The following is a 21108-nucleotide window of genomic DNA, read 5'->3' as shown; positions in this document are numbered from 1 at the left end:
AACATGTGTTCGAATCCGTTCGAATGCCTTTCTAGCACAGGTGTTCGAGACATGCCACGACGAGATCGAACATATCTTTGAAGGAGAGGCGGCTCTCCTCTAGGCTCGAGGCCATGCACGGACGCCCCGGAACGCCCCGGGACCGCCAAGACACAGGCAACCAGCGGGGGCGGACACGGTAAGCGTCCGGACGGCAGCCGGACGCCGGAACACGAGTCCGGCCACCATCACCCCGGGAGAACGGACGGCAGCCATGAGCACCACCGACGATCAGCCGGCGGCGCGCGCGCCGCTCACCGACCGCCAGCGGCGGATCGTGCAGACCATCCGGGACGCGATCGCCGACCACGGCTACCCGCCCTCCATGCGCGAGATCGGCGACGCCGCGGGCCTGGCCTCGCTCTCCTCCGTCACGCACCAGCTGGGCCGTCTCGAGCGGCACGGCTACATCCGGCGCGACCCCGGACGCCCGCGTGCCCTCGAGGTGCTGCTCGACGTGGACGGCACCCCGCTGGGCGAGGCCGCCTCCCCCACCGCTGCGCCGTCGTCGCGGGTCTCCGCGATCCCCGCGTGGCACACCGGCGCAGACGAGGCGGACAGCGTGCCGGTCCCCTGGGTCGGCCGCATCGCGGCGGGCGGGCCGGTCCTGGCTGAGCAGCAGGTCGAGGACGTCATGGCGATCCCGCGACGCCTCACGGGCGAGGGCGAGCTGTTCATGCTGCGCGTCACGGGCGACTCGATGGTGGACGCCGCGATCTGCGACGGCGACTGGGTGGTGGTGCGCCGGCAGGACACGGCGGAGAATGGCGACATCGTCGCGGCCCTCCTCGACGACGAGGCCACCGTGAAGACCTTCCGCCGCCGCGACGGGCACACCTGGCTCCTCCCCCAGAACACGGCCTACGAGCCCATCCTCGGCGATCACGCCACCGTGATGGGGCGGGTCGTCACGGTCCTGCGTTCGCTCTGACCCGCTCCCTCCGGCCGGGCCGACGGCCCGAGGCCGAGCGAGGTCAATCGCCCGAGGCGAGCCGTGCCAGCACCCCGCGGACGACGTCGCGGTCCGTGGTGCGCCAGAAGTCCGGCAGGGCGCTCGTGATGTAGCCGCCGTACCGCTCGGTGGCCAGGCGGGGGTCCAGCACGGCCACCACGCCGCGGTCCGTCGCGGAGCGCACGAGGCGCCCGGCGCCCTGGGCCATGCGCACGGCCGCATGCGTGGCGGAGATCCGCATGAACCCGTTGCCGCCGTGCCGGGCGACGTCCCGGGTGCGGGCCTGGGAGAGCGGGTCGTCCGGCCGCGGGAACGGGATGCGGTCGATCACCACGAGCCGCAGCGAGTTCCCCGGCACGTCCACGCCCTGCCACAGGCTCATGGTCCCGAACAGGGACGTGTCCGGCTCCTCGGAGAACTGGCGCACGAGGGCGGAGAGGGTCGCGTCCCCCTGGCACAGGATCGTGGTCTTCGGCCCGAGCCGACGGCGCATCTCGGCGGCGGCGTCCTCGGCCGCCCGGCGCGAGGAGAACAGGCCGAGGGCCCCGCCCCGCGACGCCCTCAGGAGCGCCTCGAGCTCATCCAGGGACTCGGGCGAGGCCGTCCGGCCGGGCCGGGGCAGGTGCCGGGCCACGTAGAGCACCCCCTGACGCGAGTAGTCGAAGGGGCTGCCGACGTCGAGGGCCTCGAACTTCGGGGCGTCCGGGCCGGCCAGGCCCACGTCGCCGGCCACCGAGTCGAACCGGCGCTCCCCCGAGCCCACGGTGAGCGTGGCGGAGGTGAGCACCGTCGTCGCCTTGCCGAACAGGCCCTCCCGCAGCTTGCCGGCCACCGAGAGCGGGGCCACGTAGAGCTGGGGCGGGTCGGTCTCGTCCCCCGGCTGCCAGCCCACGCCGGGCTCGAAGTGGCCGGGGCGGGTGGCCCACAGCACCTCGGGGAAGTCGGCCTCGGGCCGGGCCGCGAGCATGCGCTCCACCACCTCGAGGACCTCGAGGATCCGCGAGCGCGCCATCTGCCGTCCGCCGTCGGCGTCGGCCTCCTTGTCCTTGTCCTGGCCGAGGTCGGACAGGCACTGGCGCGCGGCCGTGAGGACGCCGGTGAGGGCCTGCTCCTGGACCTCGTCCGGGCCCGCGGCGATCAGACCGGACGGAGTGTCCGTGAACGCGCGGTCCAGGGCCGCCCCGGCCTCGATCAGGTCCTCCACGGCCACGGTGGTGTGGCGGCGCAGCGAGGTGGCCGCGCCGTGCACGATCGACCCGGACAGCTGCCCGGTGACCGCACCGGTCACCCGGTCCTGCAGCTCGTGGGCCTCGTCCACGACGACGGCCGAGTACGCCGGCAGCACCGCGAGGCCCTCGAAGGCGCTGATGGCGAGCATCGCGTGGTTGGTGACCACGACGTCCGCGTCCGCCGCGTCCGCGCGGGCACGCTCGGAGAAGCACTCCTCGGCCTGGGGGCAGCGGGACGCGCCGAGGCAGTCGACCGCGGTGACGGAGACCTGCCGCCACGCGCGGTCGGTGACGGGGACCTCGAGGTCGTCGCGGTCCCCGGTCTCGGTCTGGTCCGCCCACGCCCGCAGGTACATGACCTCCTTGCCCAACAGGGAGGAGGGCCCGGCGGCGCCGTCCGTGGCGGAGCCGATCACCCCGCCGTCGTCGGCGACCGTGAAGAGGGCCTCCTCGCCCTCATCCCCGGGGTAGCCGCCGTCCACCTTGTGGCGACAGAGGTAGTTGGAGCGGCCCTTGACCAGGGCGACGACGGGCTCGCGAGGCAGCTCGTCCTTGAGCGCCTCGACCAGCCGGGGGGCGTCCCGCTTCATGATCTGGGCCTGCAGGGCGAGCGTGGCCGTGGCGACGACGACGGGGTCCTCCTGCGTCATCGCGTGCTGGATCGCGGGGATCAGGTAGGCCAGGGACTTGCCGGTGCCGGTGCCGGCCTGCACGAGCAGGTGGCGGCGCGACTCGAGGGCGCGCGCCACCTGCAGCACCATCTCCCGCTGACCCGCGCGGTGCTGGCCGCCGGTGGCCTGCACCGCGGCGTCCAGGAGGCGCAGCGCCTCGCGCTCGTGCTCCGTGCGTGGCTGCGCGCCGCCCGCCCCGGCTTCCTTCGCCCGGTCGCTCACGACGCGTCCGCCTCCACGACGAACTCGGCGAAGTCCGGCGCGATGTCCTCACGGACCAGCACGGACAGGCGGGTGCCGCCCTCCTCGTAGCCCTCGGCCAGGATCTCCGCGTCCGCCGAGTGGAGGCGGGAGACCAGCTCACCCCGGGTGAACGGGATCAGCAGTTCGAGCCGCACGTCAGGCCGCGGGATGGTGGCCGCGATGGCGCGCTCGAGCTCGTCGATGCCCTCGCCGGTGCGCGCGGAGACCACCACGGCGTGGGGCTCCTTGGCCCGGATCCGGGCGATGACGGCCGGGTCCGCGGCGTCCGCCTTGTTCAGCACGATGATCTCGGGGATCCGGTGCGCGTCCACCTCCGCGAACACGGAGCGCACCGCGGCGATCTGGCCCTCGGGGTCCGGGTGCGAGCCGTCCACGACGTGCAGGATGACGTCCGCGTCCGCGACCTCCTCGAGGGTGGAGCGGAACGCCTCGACCAGCTGCGTGGGCAGGTTCCGCACGAAGCCGACCGTGTCCGAGAGGGTGTAGCCGATGCCGTCCGGCGTCATGGCCTTGCGCACGGTGGGGTCCAGCGTGGCGAACAGGGCGTTCTCCACGAGCACCCCGGCGTGGGTGAGGCGGTTGAGCAGGGAGGACTTCCCGGCGTTGGTGTACCCGGCGATCGCCACGGACGGCACCCGGTTGCGACGACGGTTGGCGCGCTTGGCCTCGCGGGCCGGCTTCATCCCGGCGATGTCCCGACGCAGCTTCGCCATGCGGGTGCGGATGCGGCGGCGGTCCAGCTCGATCTTGGTCTCGCCGGGGCCACGGGAGCCGATGCCCTCGCCGGCGGCGGCACGGCCGCCGGCCTGCCGGGACATGGACTCGCCCCAGCCGCGCAGGCGCGGCAGCAGGTACTCGAGCTGCGCGAGCTCGACCTGGGCGCGGCCCTCACGCGAACTCGCGTGCTGGGCGAAGATGTCCAGGATCAGCGCGGTCCGGTCGATCACCTTCACCCGCACCACATCCTCCAGCGCGCGGCGCTGAGACGGGGCGAGCTCGGAGTCCACCACCACGGTGTCCGCGCCGGAGAGCGCCACGATCTCGGCGAGCTCCTGCGCCTTGCCCTTGCCGAGGAATGTGGCCGGGTCCGGGGTGGCGCGGCGCTGGATGACGCCGTCGAGCACCTCCGAGCCCGCGGTCTCGGCGAGCGCGGCGAGCTCCCGCAGGGAGTTCTCCGCGTCCTCCGCGGACCCCTCGGTCCAGACCCCCGCCAGCACCACGCGCTCCAGGCGCAGCTGGCGGTACTCGACCTCGGTCATGTCCTCGAGCTCGGTGGACAGGCCCTGCACGCGCTTGAGGGAGTGGCGCGCGGCGAGCTCGTCCTGGTCGCCGTCGGCATCCGTGTGGCCGTCCTCGCCCTCGTCCAGGGCGAGTGCGCGGCCCGCGAGCGCGCCGGAGCGATCCGGGGTCCCGTCGTCGGGGGCGCCCTCGTGGTCCGCGGCCGCGCTGTCCGCGGAGCCGCGCCCGGTCACCTCGCGCTCGGAGGCGCGGCGAGCGTCATCGGCGGCCAGGATGCGGTCGATCACGGCCTGGATCTCGTCCTCGGAGCCGTGGGCGCCCTGGGGGCCGGGGGTGTGCTGGTTCTTCTCAGTCATGGTCTCCTCTGGGCCGCCGCGGTCGGGCGGCCCGATGGTCTCAGGGTAGAGGGGTCGGCGGACGCGTTAGGCGGCTGTCCGCAGGGGGCGGACGTGTTGGGTGACGCGCACGGCCGGGTAGGCGGAGGTCGGTGCCGCGCTGCGACGATCTCGCGGCGGCTCCGTCAGCGTGAGGCAGGCGAGCACGCGGCACCGCAGCCACGAGGTCTCGTCGGCGGGCGTGCAGGGACGGACCACATAGTCCATGGTGGGATCTCCATCAGGTGCCGGGGCGCGCTCGACGGCCTCATCCGAGGCGGGCGCACAAGGGGCGGGGCGGGCAGTGACGCGGGGGCGTCAGCGCAGGAAGATCCACATGAGCATCGAGTGTACCGGGCGGCGCGCGTGCGCGACAGGGGCCCCGGCGCCCGGTCCGCTGACGACGCGCACGTATCCTGCGGGCATGACCGCATCCCCCTCCCCCGCCCCGCCGCGGCCCGGCCGGACGGGCCGGGCGACCGTCGTCGTGATCGGCGCGGGCCAGGCGGGGCTGTCCGCCGCCTACCACCTGCGCCGCCGCGGTTTCGTGGGGCTGGGTCCGAACGACGACGGCGCCGCCGGCGTCCCCGACGACGCCCCCGGCACGTTCGTGGTGCTCGACGCGGAGACCGCCCCGGGCGGCGCGTGGCAGCACCGCTGGGACTCGCTCACGATGTCCACCGTCAACCACATCCACGAGCTGCCCGGCGACCCGGTGCCGCCGGCCGACCCGGCCGCGCACGCCAACACCCTGCTGCCGGCCTACTTCGCCGATTACGAGGCACGGTTCGCCCTGCCGATCCGGCGGCCCGTGCGTGTGAGGCGCGTCGAGCGGATCGGCGAGCCGGGACGTGCGCGCGGGTTCTTCGTCCGCACGGACGGGGCGCCGGGCACGTGGCGGGCGGACTTCGTGGTCAACGCGACCGGCACCTGGACGTCCCCACGGTGGCCCTCGGTGCCCGGGATGCGCTCGTTCCGCGGCCGGCAGCTGCACACCCGTGACTACGTGTCCAAGGACGAGTTCGCCGGGCAGCGGGTGGTGATCGTGGGCATGGGCGTCTCGGCGACGCAGCTGCTGGCCGAGATCTCCACGGTCGCGGACACCCTGTGGGTGACCCGCCGCGAGCCGCAGTGGCAGGACTCGGCCGCGCCCGGCGCCCTGGCCGAGTCGGTGCGCGGGGTGGACGAACGGACCCGTGCGGGCCTGCCGCCGGGCTCCGTGGTCGGGGCGACCGGGATGCACCGCTCGTCCTGGGTGCGCGAGGCCGAGACACGAGGCGTGCTGGTGCGCCACCCCATGTTCACGGCCGTCGAGCCGGACGGGGTGCGGATGCCCGACGGCTCGTTCGAACCGGCGGACGTGATCCTCTGGGCCACCGGCTTCCGGCCGGCGATCCGGCACCTCGCTCCGCTGCGGCTGCGCACGCCCGCCGGCGGCATCCGCGTGGCGGGCGGGCGCGCCCTGGACGAGCCGCGCCTGTTCCTCCTCGGCTACGGGCCCTCCCAGTCCACGGTCGGGGCCAACCGCGCCGGGCGCGACGCCGTGCGCGCGATCCTCGCGGACCTGGCCGGGCCGGCGTCGGGCTGAGGGCCGCGACGACCTGCTGGCTACCATGGTCGCCGTGAGCTCCGCATCCCACTACTTCGACGCCGACCCCTCCGCGCCCGAGCGGCGCCGCACCCTGCGGACCCGCCTGGCCGGCCGCGACGTCGAGGTCCAGACGGCCAACGGGATCTTCTCCCCGGACGGTCTGGACAAGGGCACCGCGGCCCTGTTCTCGGCCGTGCCCGCGCCGCCGGCGAGGGGCCGGTTCCTCGACGTCGGCGCGGGCTGGGGACCGATCGCCCTCACGCTGGCGCTGCGGTCGCCCGAGGCGGAGGTGACCGCCGTGGAGGTCAACGACCGCTCGCTGCAGCTGACCCGCGACAACGCCGCGGCCCTGGGCCTCGGCAATGTCGTGGCACTGCGGCCGGAGGACGTCCCCGAGGGCGCGGAGTTCGACCTCATCTGGTCCAACCCGCCCATCCGGATCGGCAAGCCGGCGCTGCACGCCCTGCTGGAGCGGTGGCTGCCACGCCTGGCCCCCGGCGGCGAGGCCTGGCTGGTGGTGCAGAAGAACCTCGGCGCGGACTCGTTGCTGCCGTGGATCGGCCGGATGCTCGAGGCGCGCGCGCCCGGCCGGTTCACCGCGGAGCGGGCGAACAGCGTCAAGGGCTTCCGGATCCTGCGGGTGGCGCGGGCGCGCTGAGGCGCCGTTTCCCGAACGACAGCGGTCCGTGGCCTGCCGTTTCCCGAACGACAGCGGTCAGGCGGTGAGTTCGCCGTCGAAGACCAGCTCGGCCGGGCCCGAGAGGACCACGTGCTCGGCCCCCTCCGGGCCCGGCACGACATCCACGGCCAGCACGCCGCCGGGCACCTCGACGAGCCACGAGTCGGTGCCCTGGTCGCCCGACCACGCGCGCATCGCCACGGCCACCGCGCACGCGCCCGTCCCGCAGGACTGGGTCTCGCCCACCCCGCGCTCGTGCACGCGCATCCGCACGCGGCCGACGCCCTCGCGCACGAGCGGCTCGTGCGCGGCCACGAACTCGACGTTCGTGCCGAGCGGCGGAGCGGGGTCCACCTCGGGGGCGCGGCCCAGGTCCAGGCCCTGGAGGTCGGCGAAGGAGGCCAGCGGGACCACGGTGTGGGGGTTGCCCAGCGACACGCTCAGCGCCGGACGCGGATCGGTGAGGCCGTGGGCGCGGACCATCGAGTCCGACGCCGCCTCCTCCGCCAGCTCGGGGTCGAGGTAGGACCAGGGGCCCATGTCGATCGCGTAGCCGTGCTCGAGCCGGGTCACGGCCTTCACGCCGGCGCGCGTGCCGATGGTGATCGCCCGGCCGGGGGCCAGGTCCACGAAGCCCTTCTCGACCAGGAAGTGCACGAAGACGCGCACCCCGTTGCCGCACATCTCGGCGATCGAGCCGTCGCCGTTGCGGTAGTCCATGAACCACTCGGCCTCGGGGTGCTCGGCGAGCAGCGCCTCACCCTCCGGCAGGCGTGCCGAGCGCACGGCGCGGATGACGCCGTCGGCGCCGACCCCCCGGTGCCGGTCAGCCAGCCGTGCGACGCGCTGGGCGTCGAGCTGCGTGTTGCCGTCCGGGTCGGCGATCAGCACGAAGTCGTTGCCCGTGCCATGGCCCTTCGTGAACGGCACGCGCGGCGCGCTCGCGTGGAGGGGGTCCTGGGCGGCGGGCGCCGCGGGCTGCTCGGTCATGGGCCCAGTCTAGGTGGCGTCCCCGGCGACGACGGCGAGCGCCTCCGCCACGACGTCCTCGCCCTGCGCGTCGAGCCAGACGACGCGCGGGTCGGCCCGGAACCAGGTCTCCTGACGGCGGGCGAACCGGCGCGTGGCCACGACGGTCTGCTCGGCCGCCTCCGCCTCGGTGAGCTCGCCGTCGAGGACGGCGAGCATCTGGGCGTAGCCGATCGCGCGGGACGCGGTCGGTCCCTGCCGCAGCCCGTCCGGCCCGGGGACGTCGAGGTGGCGGACCTCGTCCAGCAGGCCCTCGGCCAGCATGCGCTCCACCCGGGCCGCGATCCGCTGGTGCAGCTCGGCCCGGTCCAGGCGCAGGCCGAGCTGCACGACGGGAGCGACCTCCGGGGCGTACGTGCGCTCCGGCATGAACGCGGAGAACGGGCGGCCCGTCAGGCGGCACACCTCCAGCGCGCGCACGATGCGGCGGGCGTCCTGCAGCCGTTCCGCCGAGACCGGGTCCAGGGCGGCCAGCTCGGCCCTCAGCCCGGCCAGGCCCTCCCGCTTCGCGCGCGCCTCCAGCTCGGCCCGCAGCGCCGGGTCCGTGGGCGGGAACTCGAGCACGTCCAGCGCCGCCCGCACGTACAGCCCGGAGCCGCCCACGAGGATCGGGGTCCGGCCCCGCGCGCGGATCTGGTCGAACAGGTCGCGGGCCGCGGACTGGAAGGCCGCCACCGAGGCCTCCTGGCCGACGTCGAGCACGTCCAGCAGATGGTGCGGGACGCCCTCGCGTTCCGCCTGGGTGACCTTCGCCGTGCCCACGTCCATCCCCCGGTAGAACTGCAGGGCGTCCCCGTTGACCACCTCGCCGTCCAGCGCGTGCGCCAGGGCGACGGCGAGGGCGGACTTGCCCGTCGCCGTCGCCCCGACCACGGCGACGACGGGCGGGCGGGCCGCGGCGGCGGACATCAGGACCGCGGGCGCAGGGTCGGCATGCCGAGGCTCGTGGCCCCGGAGCCGCCCGCCATGCCGGGGGCGGGCGCGCCGCACGACTCGGCCTGGGCGCGGTCCCACGCGTCACCGGCGCGGGAGCGGCGCAGGACGTAGTCCTGGGCGGTCGGGTCGGCGACGGCGAAGAAGGGGTGGGCCTCGGTGACCGTCACGGTGACGAAGTCGCCGGGGCGGGGGGTCTCGGCGCCGGCGGGCACGGAGAAGTGCACGAGCCGGTTGTCGGGTGCGCGCCCGGACAGGCGGCCGCGCTCCGCGGCCTTGGAGCCGGAGTCGGCGGTGACGAGCAGCTCCTGGCGGGTGCCGACGAGCGTGGCCATCTCCTCGGCCGAGATCCGGTCCTGCAGTGCCACGAGGCGCTCGAAGCGCTCCTGGACGACGGCCTTGGGCACCTGGTGGTCCATCTTCCCGGCCGGGGTCCCCGGGCGGATGGAGTACTGGAAGGTGAACGCGGAGGAGAAGCGGGAGGCCTCGACCACCCGCATCGTCTCGGCGAAGTCCTCCTCGGTCTCCCCGGGGAAGCCGACGATGATGTCCGTGGTGATGGCGGCGTGCGGGATGCGCTCGCGCACCTTCTCCAGGATCCGCAGGAACTTCGCGGACCGGTAGGAGCGGCGCATGTCCTTGAGCACCTTGTCCGAGCCCGACTGCAGGGGCATGTGCAGCTGCGGCATGACGTTGGGGGTCTCGGCCATCGCGTCGATGACGTCGTCCGTGAACGCGGCCGGGTGGGGGCTGGTGAAGCGGACGCGTTCGAGGCCCTCGATCTCCCCGCACGCGCGCAGCAGCTTGGCGAACGCGCCGCGGTCGCCGAACTCGACGCCGTAGGTGTTCACGTTCTGGCCCAGCAGCGTGACCTCGACGGCGCCGGCGTCGACGAGTGCCTGCACCTCGGCGAGGATCTCCCCGGGGCGGCGGTCCCTCTCCTTGCCGCGCAGCGACGGGACGATGCAGAACGTGCACGTGTTGTTGCAGCCCACGGAGATGGACACCCAGCCGGAGTGGGTGGAGTCGCGCTTGGTGGGCAGGGTGGAGGGGAACACCTCGAGGGACTCGAGGATCTCGATCTCGGCCTCGGCGTTGTGGCGCGAGCGCTCCAGCAGCACGGGCAGGGAGCCGATGTTGTGGGTGCCGAAGACGACGTCCACCCACGGGGCCCTGCGCTGGATGGCGGCCTGGTCCTTCTGGGCGAGGCACCCGCCGACGGCGATCTGCATGCCCGGGTGCGCGTCCTTCACCGCACGCAGGTTGCCGAGGTTGCCGTACAGGCGGTTGTCCGCGTTCTCGCGGACCGCGCACGTGTTGAAGACCACGAGGTTGGCCTGGGCGTCCTCGGCGACCGGGGCGTAGCCGGTGGACTCGAGCAGGCCGGAGATGCGCTCGGAGTCGTGCACGTTCATCTGGCAGCCGAAGGTGCGGACCTCATAGGTCAGGCCCTCGTGCGGGCGCGCGGCGGCGCCGTCCTGCGCGAGCGGGGTGGTGCGGGGGGTGGGGTCCGTCAGAGTCACCGCACCATTCTAGGAACTCCGGGCGCGGCCCGGGTCCGCTCACTCCTCGTGCTCGGCGAGGACCTCCTTCACGACGGCGAACGCGAGGCCGCCGCCGTAGCCCTTGCGTCCCAGCATGCCGACGAGGCGGCGGGTCACCTTGTCCCGCTCGGCCCGGGCCTCCGGCGAGGCACCGCCGGGGACGGTGCGGCCCCGCAGCCGTCGGCGCACGAGGTCGAGGGCGGCGGCCCGTTCGTCCTCGCCGTCGATGGCCTCGAGCGCCTCGGCGGCGATCTCCCGGTCCACGCCCTTCTGCTGGAGCTCGTGCCCGAGGGCACGGCGCGCCAGGCCCTTGCTTCGGTGACGGCTGCGGACCCAGACCTCGGCGAAGGCGGCGTCGTCCACGAGGCGCACCTCCTCGAAGCGGTCGAGGACGCGCTCGATCAGCTCGGGCTCGGCCTGGCGCTCGGCGAGCTTGCGTTCGAGCTGGCCGCGGGAGCGGGGGCCCAGGGCGAGCTGGCGCAGGACGACCTCGCGTGCGGCCTCCTCGCGCTCACGCGGTGCGGTGGGCAGGGGCGCCGGGCCGGGGCGACGTCGGGGGCGGTCGGTCTCGACGGCGGGGCGGGGATCCACGGCCGGGCGTCCCTCGTCGCGAGGACGGCCACGCCGCGGGGGCGTGGTGGCCCGCTGTCGGCCCCGGCGCTCGGTGTCCGCCCGGGTGTCCTCGCGCCCGGACCAGGGCAGCGTCCGGGGCCCGGCGCCGGGCGCGGGGCTGGGCAGGTCGCTCGCGCGAGTCAGCAGGGCCCCGAGATCCGGTGCCACGCCGGGGGCGGGATCCGGGACGTCCCCCGCGGGGGTCCCGGCATCGTGCGCGGGCACGGCGTTCCGCGCGGCCTCCGTGGCGTCCGCGTCGGACGACGTCGGCTCCGGTGCGCCGGCCAGATCGAGCCACATCCGGCCCACGTCCGAGTCCCGGGCGTCGTCGAACGCGGACGCACCGGGAGCGGAGCCGCTCCGGCCGGTCGTCTCCGACCGGTGGGCGGCCCCGCCTCCGACGTTCCGGCGCGATCGGGTCATCCGGCCGCGGTGTCCCCCGGAACCGCGGTCAGGGCCGGGGCCTCGTCGTCCTCGGCCTCCGGGGCCACGCCGATGCCGAGCTTCGTGAGGATGCGCTCCTCGATCTCGTTGGCGAGGTCCGGGTTGTCCTTGAGGAAGCGACGGGCGTTCTCCTTGCCCTGCCCGAGCTGGTCCCCGTCATAGGTGAACCACGCGCCGGACTTCTTGACGATGCCCTCCTCGACACCCATGTCGATCAGGCCGCCCTCGCGGGAGATGCCGACCCCGTAGAGGATGTCGAACTCGGCCTGCTTGAAGGGCGGGGCCATCTTGTTCTTGACGATCTTCACGCGGGTGCGGTTGCCGACGGGGTTGCCGGCCTCCTTGAGGGTCTCGATGCGGCGGACGTCGATGCGCACGGACGCATAGAACTTGAGCGCCTTGCCGCCCGTGGTGGTCTCCGGGGAGCCGAAGAACACGCCGATCTTCTCGCGCAGCTGGTTGATGAAGATGGCCGTGGTCTTGGTCTGGTGCAGGCGGCCGGTCACCTTGCGCAGCGCCTGGGACATGAGGCGGGCCTGCAGGCCGACGTGGGAGTCGCCCATCTCGCCCTCGATCTCGGCGCGCGGGGTCAGCGCGGCCACGGAGTCGATGACGACGATGTCCAGGGTGCCCGAGGAGACGAGCATGTCCATGATCTCCAGGGCCTGCTCGCCGGTGTCCGGCTGGCTGACCAGCAGGGCGTCCGTGTCCACCCCGAGCTGGCGGGCGTAGACCGGGTCCAGGGCGTGCTCCGCGTCGATGAAGGCCGCGATGCCGCCGTTGCGCTGCGCGTTGGCCACCGCGTGCAGGGCCAGGGTGGTCTTGCCCGAGGACTCCGGGCCGTAGATCTCCACCACGCGGCCGCGCGGCAGGCCGCCGATGCCCAGGGCCACGTCCATGGCCACCGAGCCCGTGGGGATGACCTCGACGGGTGCCTGGGTCTGGTCCCCCAGCCGCATGACGGAACCCTTGCCGAACTGCTTGTCGATCTGGGCGAGAGCGGCCTCGAGGGCCTTCTCGCGATCCGTCACCTTGCTCATCCTTCACCCCTAGCTCTGGTGGTGCTGCCGCGGACGCTGGAGCGCCCGCCTCGGTCATGTCCGTGAATCTACGGGGGGCGGCGGACACGATAAGCGTGGCCGGCCCCGCCTGTGCACGAGATCACCCCGTCGCACTGCTGTGCAGGACTCTACCGCATTCTTCGAACACGTGTTCGAACAGGGGCAGTGCCCCGCCAGCGCGTCGCGGCGTCAGCGTTTCGGCGGCACGTCCCGACCGAGACGCCGCTCCTGCGGGATCTCATGCAGGTCGCAGACCGCCAGCCAGACCCGCCGCGGGTCCACGCCGGCGGCGAGCGCCGCCGTCGCGGTGGTGTCCAGACCGGGCAGGTGCAGGGAGTCGGCCACGAGGCCGGCCCGGGCGGGGCCGAACTCCTCGTCCATCAGCCGGCGGAACTCGCTCTCGCGCACGGACGGTCCTCTCTGTGGTCGGTCACGGGGTCAGGGACGGGGACGCAGACGGCGCGGGCGCCCCGAGACGGGGCGCCCGCGCCGTGGGAGTGGCGGAGTCAGCGGCCGGCCAGCGAGCCCAGGCTCGGGTCCGTCAGGTCGTCCGGCAGGGTGTCCGGGACGACCATGCCCTCCTGCTCCACCAGCCGGTCCGAGACCTCCCGCAGCAGGTAGGACAGCGGGATGTCCAGCGCCTGGCAGATCGAGGCCAGCAGTTCGGAGGAGGCCTCCTTCTGGCCGCGCTCCACCTCCGACAGGTAGCCGAGCGAGACACGGGCATCGTGCGAGACCTCGCGCAGGGTGCGGCCCTGGAGCTGCCGGACGTCGCGCAGGACGTCGCCGATCTCGTGGCGGAGGAGGGGCATGCTGCGCTCCTTGATGTCGGGGGTGGCCGCGCGGGGACGGGGCTGGTCATCGACCCAGCGCGTGATTCCGTGGGAATGGACGGGATGTCGCATCATGTCTATCGCCTACTCCTGGACTTTTCCTGAAGGGCGCCGGGCCGCGGGCCTGATCCCGCGAGGCACTCTTCTTGACTCGTTACATTCAACGTCGAGCGGGGTCGCGTTCATTCCCGAGACATGGTCTCCCCCGCCGTCGGGCCCTCCCCGGCCCCGGCGTACCGCTCCGAGCGCCGATGCCGTTCCCGCAGGGAGTACGTGGCGTTCCGGATGCGGTGGGAGTCGTCCAGGCTCGAGCCGACGGCCCCGGCCATCGTGCCCATGGACGCCGCCAGCCACACGAGCCGGACGTAGTCGACCACACCGCTGGGCTGGTCGAGCTCCTCCTCCAGGTACTCCACGGGGATGATCATGAGCGCGACCAGCAGCAGCGTCACGAAGAGCAGCACGTAGACCACGGTGCAGGCCAGGCCCACGGTGAGCACGGTGGAGAGGTTGTCCAGCCGCGAGCTGTGCCGGTGGGCCGCACCGTGCGTCCACAGACCGTTCGTGGTGACCAGCCACGCCACCAGCAGCACCACGGACAGCACGCTGACCGCCGCGAGCCGCCCCGGGGACATCACGCTGGAGAGCACCCAGATGGAGCCGAAGAACACGCCGTAGGCACCGGCCGCGCTGGCCGACGCGATCGTGAACGTCATGTCCCGCGGCATGAGCAGCGGCCGGTTGGCCATCACCATCCCGGCCAGCAGACGCAGCGTGCCCGTCCAGCCCTTCACGTACACCGTGGACGTGCGCCGGGACCCGCCGCCCATCCGGGTGGTCGTGGTCACGTCCGCGTCGACGTCGACCAGCGGGGCGATGCCCCGCAGCGCGCCCGTGTCGGGCTCGGGGAGCCCGTCCGCCGGGGACCGGCCGCCGTCCTCCTCCACCTCGCCTGACTCGTCGGAGGACTGCACGTCCAGCTCCCCGTCCGGCGGGTCCACGTGGGGGGCGGTGTCGATGTGCTCGACGATCCGCAGCACCGTCTCCCGCAGCCGGCGGGCCGGGGTGATGACCCCCAGCGCCGGCACGCACACGACGCCGACCCGCAGCTGCGGCACGACGTCCGCCACCACGCCGCGCCGGTCGTCGAACCGGGGCAGGTCGACGACGGCGACCACCGTGTCCCATCCCTGCCCGTCCGCGAGGGAGCGGACCGGCTCCTCCAGGACCATGCCCCCGGTCGCACCGACCGGCAGCGACTCCTGCCGCGTCTCGACCCGCCAACCGCCGGGCTGCGGCAGGCGTTCGTCGAGCCGGTCCTGGACGTCCCCGGCGATGCGGCGCACGAGCGCCCACGGGGTGCCCGGGTCGGCCACGAGTCCGATCACGCGGGGACCCGGGGCGTCGGCGCCGTCCTGCGGTGCACGCTCGGGCGGGGTGGGAGGCGATGCGGTCTCCATCGCCCGAACCTACGCGGCGGGGCGGGCCGCCACCAGGGACGGGGCGCCAAGGCGGGTCAGTCGGCGCCCCCGTGCCGCCTCAGTGGCCGCGGCCGGCGAGCAGGCGCGTCAGGGCCCGCAGCGCCGCGGCGACGGTGGCCTCCCGGATCGCGGCCCGGTCGCCGTCGAGCCGGAGGAGGATCGCGGTGGCCGCGCCGTCGCGCTCGCCGCCGAGCACGTCCAACGCGTTCGCGTCCGCGTCGGGCACGGCCAGGCCGAGCCACACGGTGCCCACCGGCCGGCCCTGGTGGGGCTCGGGCCCGGCGACGCCCGTGGTGGCCACGCCGACGTCGGCGCCCAGGGCCGCGCGGGCGCCGAGGGCCATCCGTCGGGCCACGTCCGCGTCCACCGCCCCGACCCGCGTGAGCAGGTCCTCGGGCACACCCAGCAGGCCGGTCTTCACGGCGTTCTGGTAGGCCACCACGCCACCGTGCAGCACGGCCGACGCCCCGGGGACGTCGGCCAGGCGCGCGGCCAGCAGGCCGGCGGTGAGGGACTCCCCCGTCGCCACCGTGCGGCCCGCGTGCGCGAGCGCGTGCACCACGTCCTGGGCGCCTGCCATGGTCATCGCCTCAGGCCCCCCGCTGGGCGGCGAGGGCGTCCCGCCGCAGGACCCACGCGTCCTTGACGTACTCCAGGCCGGTCAGCACCGTCAGCACGGTGGCGGCCCCGATGACCACCCAGCCGGCCCACGGCCACCAGCCGCCCACGACCGGGGCCAAGGGCAGGAGCAGCAGGCCGATGCCCACGGTCTGCAGCACGGTCTTGAGCTTGCCGCCGCGGCCGGCCGGCATCACGCCGTAGCGGATCACCACGAAGCGCATCAGGGTGATGCCCCATTCGCGCACCAGGATCACGATGGTCACCCACCACCACAGCTCCCCCAGCAGGGAGAACAGCACGAGGGCCGTGCCCGTGAGCAGCTTGTCCGCGATGGGGTCCGCGATCTTGCCGAAGTCGGTGATCAACCCGCGGGCGCGGGCGATGTCCCCGTCGAGCTTGTCGGTGTACATGGCCGCCGCGAACAGCGCCAGCGCGACCCAGCGGGCGACGAGCGAGTCGCCGCCCCACGGCCCGCCGGCCCACAGCGCCCAGGCGAAGAAGGGCACCATCAGGATGCGCACCGAGGTCAGGATGTTCGGCAGGTTCCAGGCGGACACGTGCTGCGCCCCGCCAGCCGCGCTCATCTGCCCGTCAGCTGCCACGCGTCCTCCGATCCCTCATCATCGTCCTCGTCGTTCCAGTCCACGGCGGCCGGGCGCGAGTCCAGGTCCTCCTGCACCAGGTCGCGCGGAGCGGCCGACGCCGAGGCGTCGCCGTCGCCGGTTCCGGCCGAGGCGTCGCCGTCGCCGGAGGTGGCCGAGGGCGGGGTGTCTCCGGAGATGGTGGCGAGCACGTCCGCGAGGTCGTCGGGCTTGACCAGCACGTCGCGGGCCTTGGAGCCCTCGGAGGGGCCCACGACGCCGCGGGACTCCATGAGGTCCATGAGGCGGCCGGCCTTCGCGAAGCCCACCCGCAGCTTACGCTGCAGCATGGACGTGGAGCCGAACTGCGTGGTGACCACGAGTTCGACGGCCTGCAGGAGCAGGTCCAGGTCGTCGCCGATGTCCTCGTCGATGACCTTCTCGGTCTTCTCGGGGATCACGTCCGCGCGGTACTGGACCTGCATCTGCGACTTCACGTGCTCCACGACGGCGTGGATCTCGGACTCGTTGACCCACGCCCCCTGCACGCGCATGGGCTTGGACTTGCCCATCGGCAGGAACAGGGCGTCGCCCTGGCCGAGCAGCTTCTCCGCGCCGGGCTGGTCCAGGACCACGCGGGAGTCCGTGACCGACGACGTCGCGAACGCCATGCGGGAGGGCACGTTGGCCTTGATCAGGCCCGTGACCACGTCCACGGACGGCCGCTGCGTGGCGAGCACGAGGTGGATGCCGGCCGCACGGGCCAGCTGGGTGATGCGCACGATCGCGTCCTCGACGTCGCGCGGGGCGACCATCATCAGGTCCGCGAGCTCATCCACGATGACCAGCAGGTACGGGTACGGGCGCAGCACGCGCTTGGAGTCCGGCGGCAGCTTCACCTGGCCGGCCCGGACGGCCTTGTTGAAGTCGTCCACGTGCTTGTAGCCGAACGCCGCGAGGTCGTCGTAGCGGGTGTCCATCTCCTTGACGACCCACTGCAGCGCCTCGGCCGCCTTCTTCGGGCTCGTGATGATCGGGGTGACCAGGTGGGGCACTCCCTCGTACGCGGTGAGCTCGACGCGCTTGGGGTCCACCATCACCATGCGCACCTCGTCCGGGGTGGAGCGCATGAGGATCGAGGTGATCATCGAGTTCACGAACGAGGACTTGCCGGCGCCGGTGGCGCCCGCCACGAGCATGTGGGGCATCTTCGCGAGGTTGGCCACCACGTAGCCGCCCTCCACGTCCTTGCCGACGCCCATCACCATCGGGTGGTCGGTGCGCTGGGCGGCCTGCGAGCGCAGGACGTCGCCGAGGGCCACGACCTCCTTGTCCGTGTTGGGGATCTCGATGCCGATCGCGCGCTTGCCCGGGATGGGGCTGAGGATCCGGACGTCCGAGGAGGCCACCGCGTACGCGATGTTCTTCTCCAGCGCCGTCACCTTCTCCACCTTGGTGCCGGGGGCGACCTCGACCTCGTAGCGCGTCACCGTCGGCCCGCGGGAGAACCCGGTGACCTGGGCGTCCACCTTGAACTCGGTGAACGTGGTGGTCAGGGCGGCGACGACCCGGTCGTTGGCCTCGGAGCGCTCCTTCGGCTGGGGGCCGGCCGGGAGCAGGGCCGACTGCGGCAGCGTGTAGGATACGTCCCCGCCCAGCGGGGACTGGGTGCCGCGGGCCGGCTCGGCGGTCACCGGCGGCACCGGTGCGGGGGTGCTGGCGGGCACGGCGGAGGACGACGACGGCGCGGCGGTCCCGGAGCCCTGGCCTGGGGCGTCGTCCAGGGCGAACGGGGTGTCCTCCCCCGCGTCCTCCTCCAGGGCTGCGGCGGCCGGGGCGGCGGTCTCGCGCTGGGCGCGGGCGTGTTCGCGGACCTGCTCGAGGGCACGGTCCGCGGCCGTGGGCCGGCGCACTCCGGCGGGTGGCTGCGGCTCGGCGTCCGCGTCCTCGGGCGCGTCGTCCTCGTCCACCCACGGGTCGAAGTCGTCCGAGGCGTCCTGGTCCGCGTCCCGCGGGTCACGCGCGTCTGCGGCGGGCTGCTCGGCGTCGAACACGCCCTGCTCCCCGCGAGCGGCCCGCCGCGGGGCGGGTCGGGGCAGGACCCGGGTGGTCTCGGCCTCGGGGGCGGCGTGGGAGCCGGCCTCGGCCTCGTGGATCACCGGGGAGTCGTAGGCGGTGCCGGCGGTGCGCTCCGGGGCGGCGTCGGCGGCCTGATCCTCGCGTGCCCGGCGCCCGCCGAACAGGCGCGCGAACAGGCCGGGGCGGGAGGCCCCGGCGGCGTGGGAGCCGGCGGCCGGTCCGTCCAGGTAGGACTGGTCGTGGCCCGGGTGGGTGCGCCCGGTCTCCGCGTCCACGGAGAGCGGGGTGGCGAGGTCCTCGGCCTCGCGGCGCACCTCACGGGCCCGGCGCCGCTCGTCGCGGCGGGCGGCCCGCTGCTCGGAGGCGCCCTCGGGGTCCTGGCCCGTGAGCCAGTCGTAGCCTCCCGCGATCCGCTGCGGGATCGCACCGACGGGCGTCGCGGTGAGCACGAGCACCGAGAAGAAGGCCAGCAGGATCATGAGGGCCCAGACGGGCACGGGTGTCAGCAGGGAGGCCAGCGGCGCCGTCGCCAGGTAGCCGACCATGCCCCCGGCGCCGAGCATGTCCTCGAAGGCCTCGGCGGCCGAGGGCACACCGCCCACGAGGTGGGCGATGCCGGAGCCGGCGACGGTCGCCGTGAGCAGGCCGATGATGATGCGCCCGTTGGCGCGATGGTCCGTGGCGTGGCGGAAGCAGCGCACGGCCACGACGAGCAGGGCGATCGGCACCAGGAGGGCGAACCACCCGACGGTGCCGCCCACCACCCCGTGCACCACGCGGCCGACGGCGGTGCCGCGCAGGCCCCACCACTCCACGGCCGCGATCAGCGCGGCGAGCAGCAGCAGGAGCAGGCCGGTGCCGTCACGGCGTTCCTCGCGGTCGATGCGCACGTCCGGGCCGAGCTTGCGGAAGCCGGCGCCGACCGGCGTGGCCAGCCCCATCCACAGGGTGTGCAGGGCGCGCAGGGGCGCGGCGGGCCGGTCGGCCTCGGGGACGGTCGCGGTCGACCCCTTCCGTCCGGAGCCTCGGCGTCCGGCGGAGCCGGAGCGGGACGTGGCGGAGGAGGAGGACGAACGCGTGGGGGAAGTACGGGTCGCCATGCCCACCAAACTACCGCGAACCGCGGACACGGCAGGCATGGCGACCCGGAGGGGTCAGGCCTCCAGGACCACCGGGATGATCATCGGGCGGCGGCGCAGCTTGCGGTTGACCCACGTGCCGACGGTCCGGCGGACCACCTGCTGGAGCTGGTGGGCGGTGTGGTCCTTGCTGGACTGCACGGCCTCCTCGAGCGCCCGGACGATCTTCGGCTTGATCTCCTCGAACACCTTCTCGTCCTCGGCGATGCCGCGGGCGTGGACGTCCGGGCCGGACACGATCGCGCCGGTCTGCCGGTTGACCACGGTGATGATCGAGAGGAAGCCCTCCTCGCCCAGGACACGGCGGTCCTTGAGGTCGGAGTCGGAGATCTCGCCCACGGAGGAGCCGTCCACGTACACGTAGCCGCACTCCACCTCGCCGACGACCTTCACGAGGCCGTCGGTCATGTCCACCACCGTGCCGTTGCCGGCCAGGATGACGTTCTCGGCCGGCACGCCGGTCTTCTCCGCGATCCGGCCGTTGGCGATCAGGTGGCGGGTCTCGCCGTGCACCGGCATCACGAACTCGGGCTCGACGATGTTGTAGCAGTACAGCAGCTCGCCCTCGGAGGCGTGGCCGGAGACGTGCACCTTGGCCATGCCCTTGTGCACCACGGTCGCGCCGAGCTTCATGAGCCCGTTGATCACGCGGAACACGGAGTTCTCGTTGCCCGGGATCAGCGAGGAGGCCAGCACGACGAGGTCGCCCTCCTCCAGCTGCACCTGGTGGTCCCCGTTGGCCATGCGGGACAGGGCCGCCATCGGCTCGCCCTGGGAGCCGGTGACCATGAGCACGATCTCGTCGTCGCGGTACTTGTCCACCTTGCGGATGTCCACGAGGATCCCGTTCGGCACGTTGAGGTAGCCGAGCTTCGCCGCGATGGTCATGTTGCGGATCATGGAGCGCCCGCCGAAGGCCACCTTGCGACCGTGCTTGTGGGCGGCGTCGAGGACCTGCTGGACGCGGTGCACGTGGGAGGAGAACGAGGCCACCACGATGCGGCGCTTCGCCGTGGCGAAGTAGCGCTCGAGGGTGGGGCCGATCTCCGCCTCCGTGGTGGTGAACCCCGGGACCTCGGCGTTCGTGGAGTCGGTCATGAACAGGTCCACGCCCTCCTCGCCGAGACGGGCGAAGGCGCGCAGGTCCGTGATGCGGCCGTCGAGCGGCAGCTGGTCCATCTTGAAGTCGCCGGTGTGCAGGATGGTGCCGGCGTCCGTGTGGATGGCGACGGCGAGCGCGTCCGGGATCGAGTGGTTCACGGCCACGAACTCGCACTCGAACGGGCCGAACTCGACGATGTCGTCTTCCTTGACCACGCGGGTGCGCGGCTTGATCCGGTGCTCCTCGAGCTTGGCCTCGATCAGGGCGAGGGTCAGCTTGGAGCCGATCACGGGGATGTCGTCGCGCAGGCGCAGCAGGTACGGCACGGCACCGATGTGGTCCTCGTGGCCGTGGGTCAGGACGATGCCGACGACGTCGTCCACGCGGTCCCGGATGTAGTCGAAGTCCGGCAGGATCAGGTCGACGCCGGGCTGGTGCTCCTCGGGGAAGAGGACGCCGCAGTCGACGATGAGGATCTTGCCGTCGATCTCGAAGGTGACCATGTTGCGGCCGACCTCCTCGAGGCCGCCCAGCTGGACGATGCGGCAGGTGCCCCGCTTGAGCTTGGGCGGGGTGGACAGGCGGGTGCCTGCGGTCATGGAACGGGTCCC

17 protein-coding genes are annotated in these 21108 nt (G+C 73.6%); 3 read left to right on the top strand and 14 right to left on the bottom strand.

Annotation, left to right across the window (positions count from 1 at the left end):
• Positions 1-253 precede the first annotated feature (253 nt).
• Entirely contained in the window at positions 254-970 is a 717-nt protein-coding gene (gene lexA, locus AC0VX0_RS03335) for a transcriptional repressor LexA (protein WP_020628152.1), read from the top strand.
• A gap of 43 nt (positions 971-1013) precedes the next feature.
• Here the strand turns inward: lexA and AC0VX0_RS03330 are convergent, their stop codons facing one another.
• Positions 1014-3113, bottom strand: coding sequence for an ATP-dependent DNA helicase (locus AC0VX0_RS03330; RefSeq protein ID WP_336633741.1), 2100 nt, complete (start codon positions 3111-3113; stop codon positions 1014-1016).
• Positions 3110-4750 carry a GTPase HflX gene (gene hflX / locus AC0VX0_RS03325; protein WP_063190301.1) on the bottom strand — a complete coding sequence of 547 codons (1641 nt, stop codon included), beginning with the start codon at positions 4748-4750 and terminating at the stop codon, positions 3110-3112. The genes AC0VX0_RS03330 and hflX overlap by 4 nt, the downstream gene beginning before the upstream one ends.
• A 442-nt stretch (positions 4751-5192) precedes the next feature.
• On the opposite strand from hflX, the gene AC0VX0_RS03320 reads away from it, so the two are divergent.
• The gene (locus tag AC0VX0_RS03320) at positions 5193-6356 is read left to right on the top strand and encodes an NAD(P)-binding domain-containing protein (protein ID WP_129866791.1); all 1164 of its coding nucleotides are present in this window, start codon (positions 5193-5195) and stop codon (positions 6354-6356) included.
• 25 nt (positions 6357-6381) lie between these two features.
• On the top strand, positions 6382-7017 hold the full coding sequence (locus AC0VX0_RS03315) for a class I SAM-dependent methyltransferase (protein ID WP_061866721.1): 636 nt from the start codon (positions 6382-6384) through the stop codon (positions 7015-7017).
• Between the two features lie 57 nt (positions 7018-7074).
• Here the strand turns inward: AC0VX0_RS03315 and dapF are convergent, their stop codons facing one another.
• From dapF to AC0VX0_RS03255, 12 genes are all read right to left on the bottom strand, one after another.
• Complete coding sequence (dapF, locus tag AC0VX0_RS03310; protein ID WP_113913929.1) at positions 7075-8028, bottom strand: diaminopimelate epimerase; 954 nt, start codon at positions 8026-8028, stop codon at positions 7075-7077.
• 9 nt (positions 8029-8037) lie between these two features.
• Positions 8038-8976 carry a tRNA (adenosine(37)-N6)-dimethylallyltransferase MiaA gene (gene miaA, locus AC0VX0_RS03305; protein WP_336633740.1) on the bottom strand — a complete coding sequence of 313 codons (939 nt, stop codon included), beginning with the start codon at positions 8974-8976 and terminating at the stop codon, positions 8038-8040.
• Positions 8976-10523, bottom strand: coding sequence for a tRNA (N6-isopentenyl adenosine(37)-C2)-methylthiotransferase MiaB (miaB, locus tag AC0VX0_RS03300; RefSeq protein ID WP_475451877.1), 1548 nt, complete (start codon positions 10521-10523; stop codon positions 8976-8978). Before miaB ends, miaA begins: the two co-directional genes overlap by 1 nt.
• Before the next feature lie 39 nt (positions 10524-10562).
• On the bottom strand, positions 10563-11579 hold the full coding sequence (locus tag AC0VX0_RS03295) for a regulatory protein RecX (protein ID WP_145950913.1): 1017 nt from the start codon (positions 11577-11579) through the stop codon (positions 10563-10565).
• Positions 11576-12640 (bottom strand): recombinase RecA, encoded by a 1065-nt coding sequence (gene recA, locus AC0VX0_RS03290; RefSeq protein WP_041104259.1) that lies wholly within the window; start codon positions 12638-12640, stop codon positions 11576-11578. Before recA ends, AC0VX0_RS03295 begins: the two co-directional genes overlap by 4 nt.
• Positions 12641-12850: 210 nt before the next feature.
• Entirely contained in the window at positions 12851-13069 is a 219-nt protein-coding gene (locus AC0VX0_RS03285) for a DUF3046 domain-containing protein (RefSeq protein WP_002856506.1), read from the bottom strand.
• 98 nt (positions 13070-13167) lie between these two features.
• A complete protein-coding gene (locus AC0VX0_RS03280; protein WP_036334756.1) occupies positions 13168-13569 on the bottom strand; it encodes a helix-turn-helix domain-containing protein in 402 nt (133 codons plus the stop codon).
• Between the two features lie 107 nt (positions 13570-13676).
• Complete coding sequence (locus tag AC0VX0_RS03275) at positions 13677-14954, bottom strand: hypothetical protein (RefSeq protein WP_336633739.1); 1278 nt, start codon at positions 14952-14954, stop codon at positions 13677-13679.
• Between the two features lie 79 nt (positions 14955-15033).
• The gene (locus AC0VX0_RS03270) at positions 15034-15555 is read right to left on the bottom strand and encodes a CinA family protein (protein WP_336633738.1); all 522 of its coding nucleotides are present in this window, start codon (positions 15553-15555) and stop codon (positions 15034-15036) included.
• A gap of 10 nt (positions 15556-15565) precedes the next feature.
• Positions 15566-16180 carry a CDP-alcohol phosphatidyltransferase family protein gene (locus AC0VX0_RS03265; protein WP_036337638.1) on the bottom strand — a complete coding sequence of 205 codons (615 nt, stop codon included), beginning with the start codon at positions 16178-16180 and terminating at the stop codon, positions 15566-15568.
• A complete protein-coding gene (locus AC0VX0_RS03260) occupies positions 16177-19356 on the bottom strand; it encodes an FtsK/SpoIIIE family DNA translocase (RefSeq protein WP_036337641.1) in 3180 nt (1059 codons plus the stop codon). The genes AC0VX0_RS03265 and AC0VX0_RS03260 overlap by 4 nt, the downstream gene beginning before the upstream one ends.
• A 54-nt stretch (positions 19357-19410) precedes the next feature.
• Positions 19411-21096 carry a ribonuclease J gene (locus AC0VX0_RS03255; RefSeq protein WP_036337644.1) on the bottom strand — a complete coding sequence of 562 codons (1686 nt, stop codon included), beginning with the start codon at positions 21094-21096 and terminating at the stop codon, positions 19411-19413.
• Positions 21097-21108 lie beyond the last annotated feature (12 nt).

The organism is Micrococcus sp. iso_26, assembly GCF_056172975.1.
This window is presented reverse-complemented; position numbering and strand designations above follow the sequence as displayed.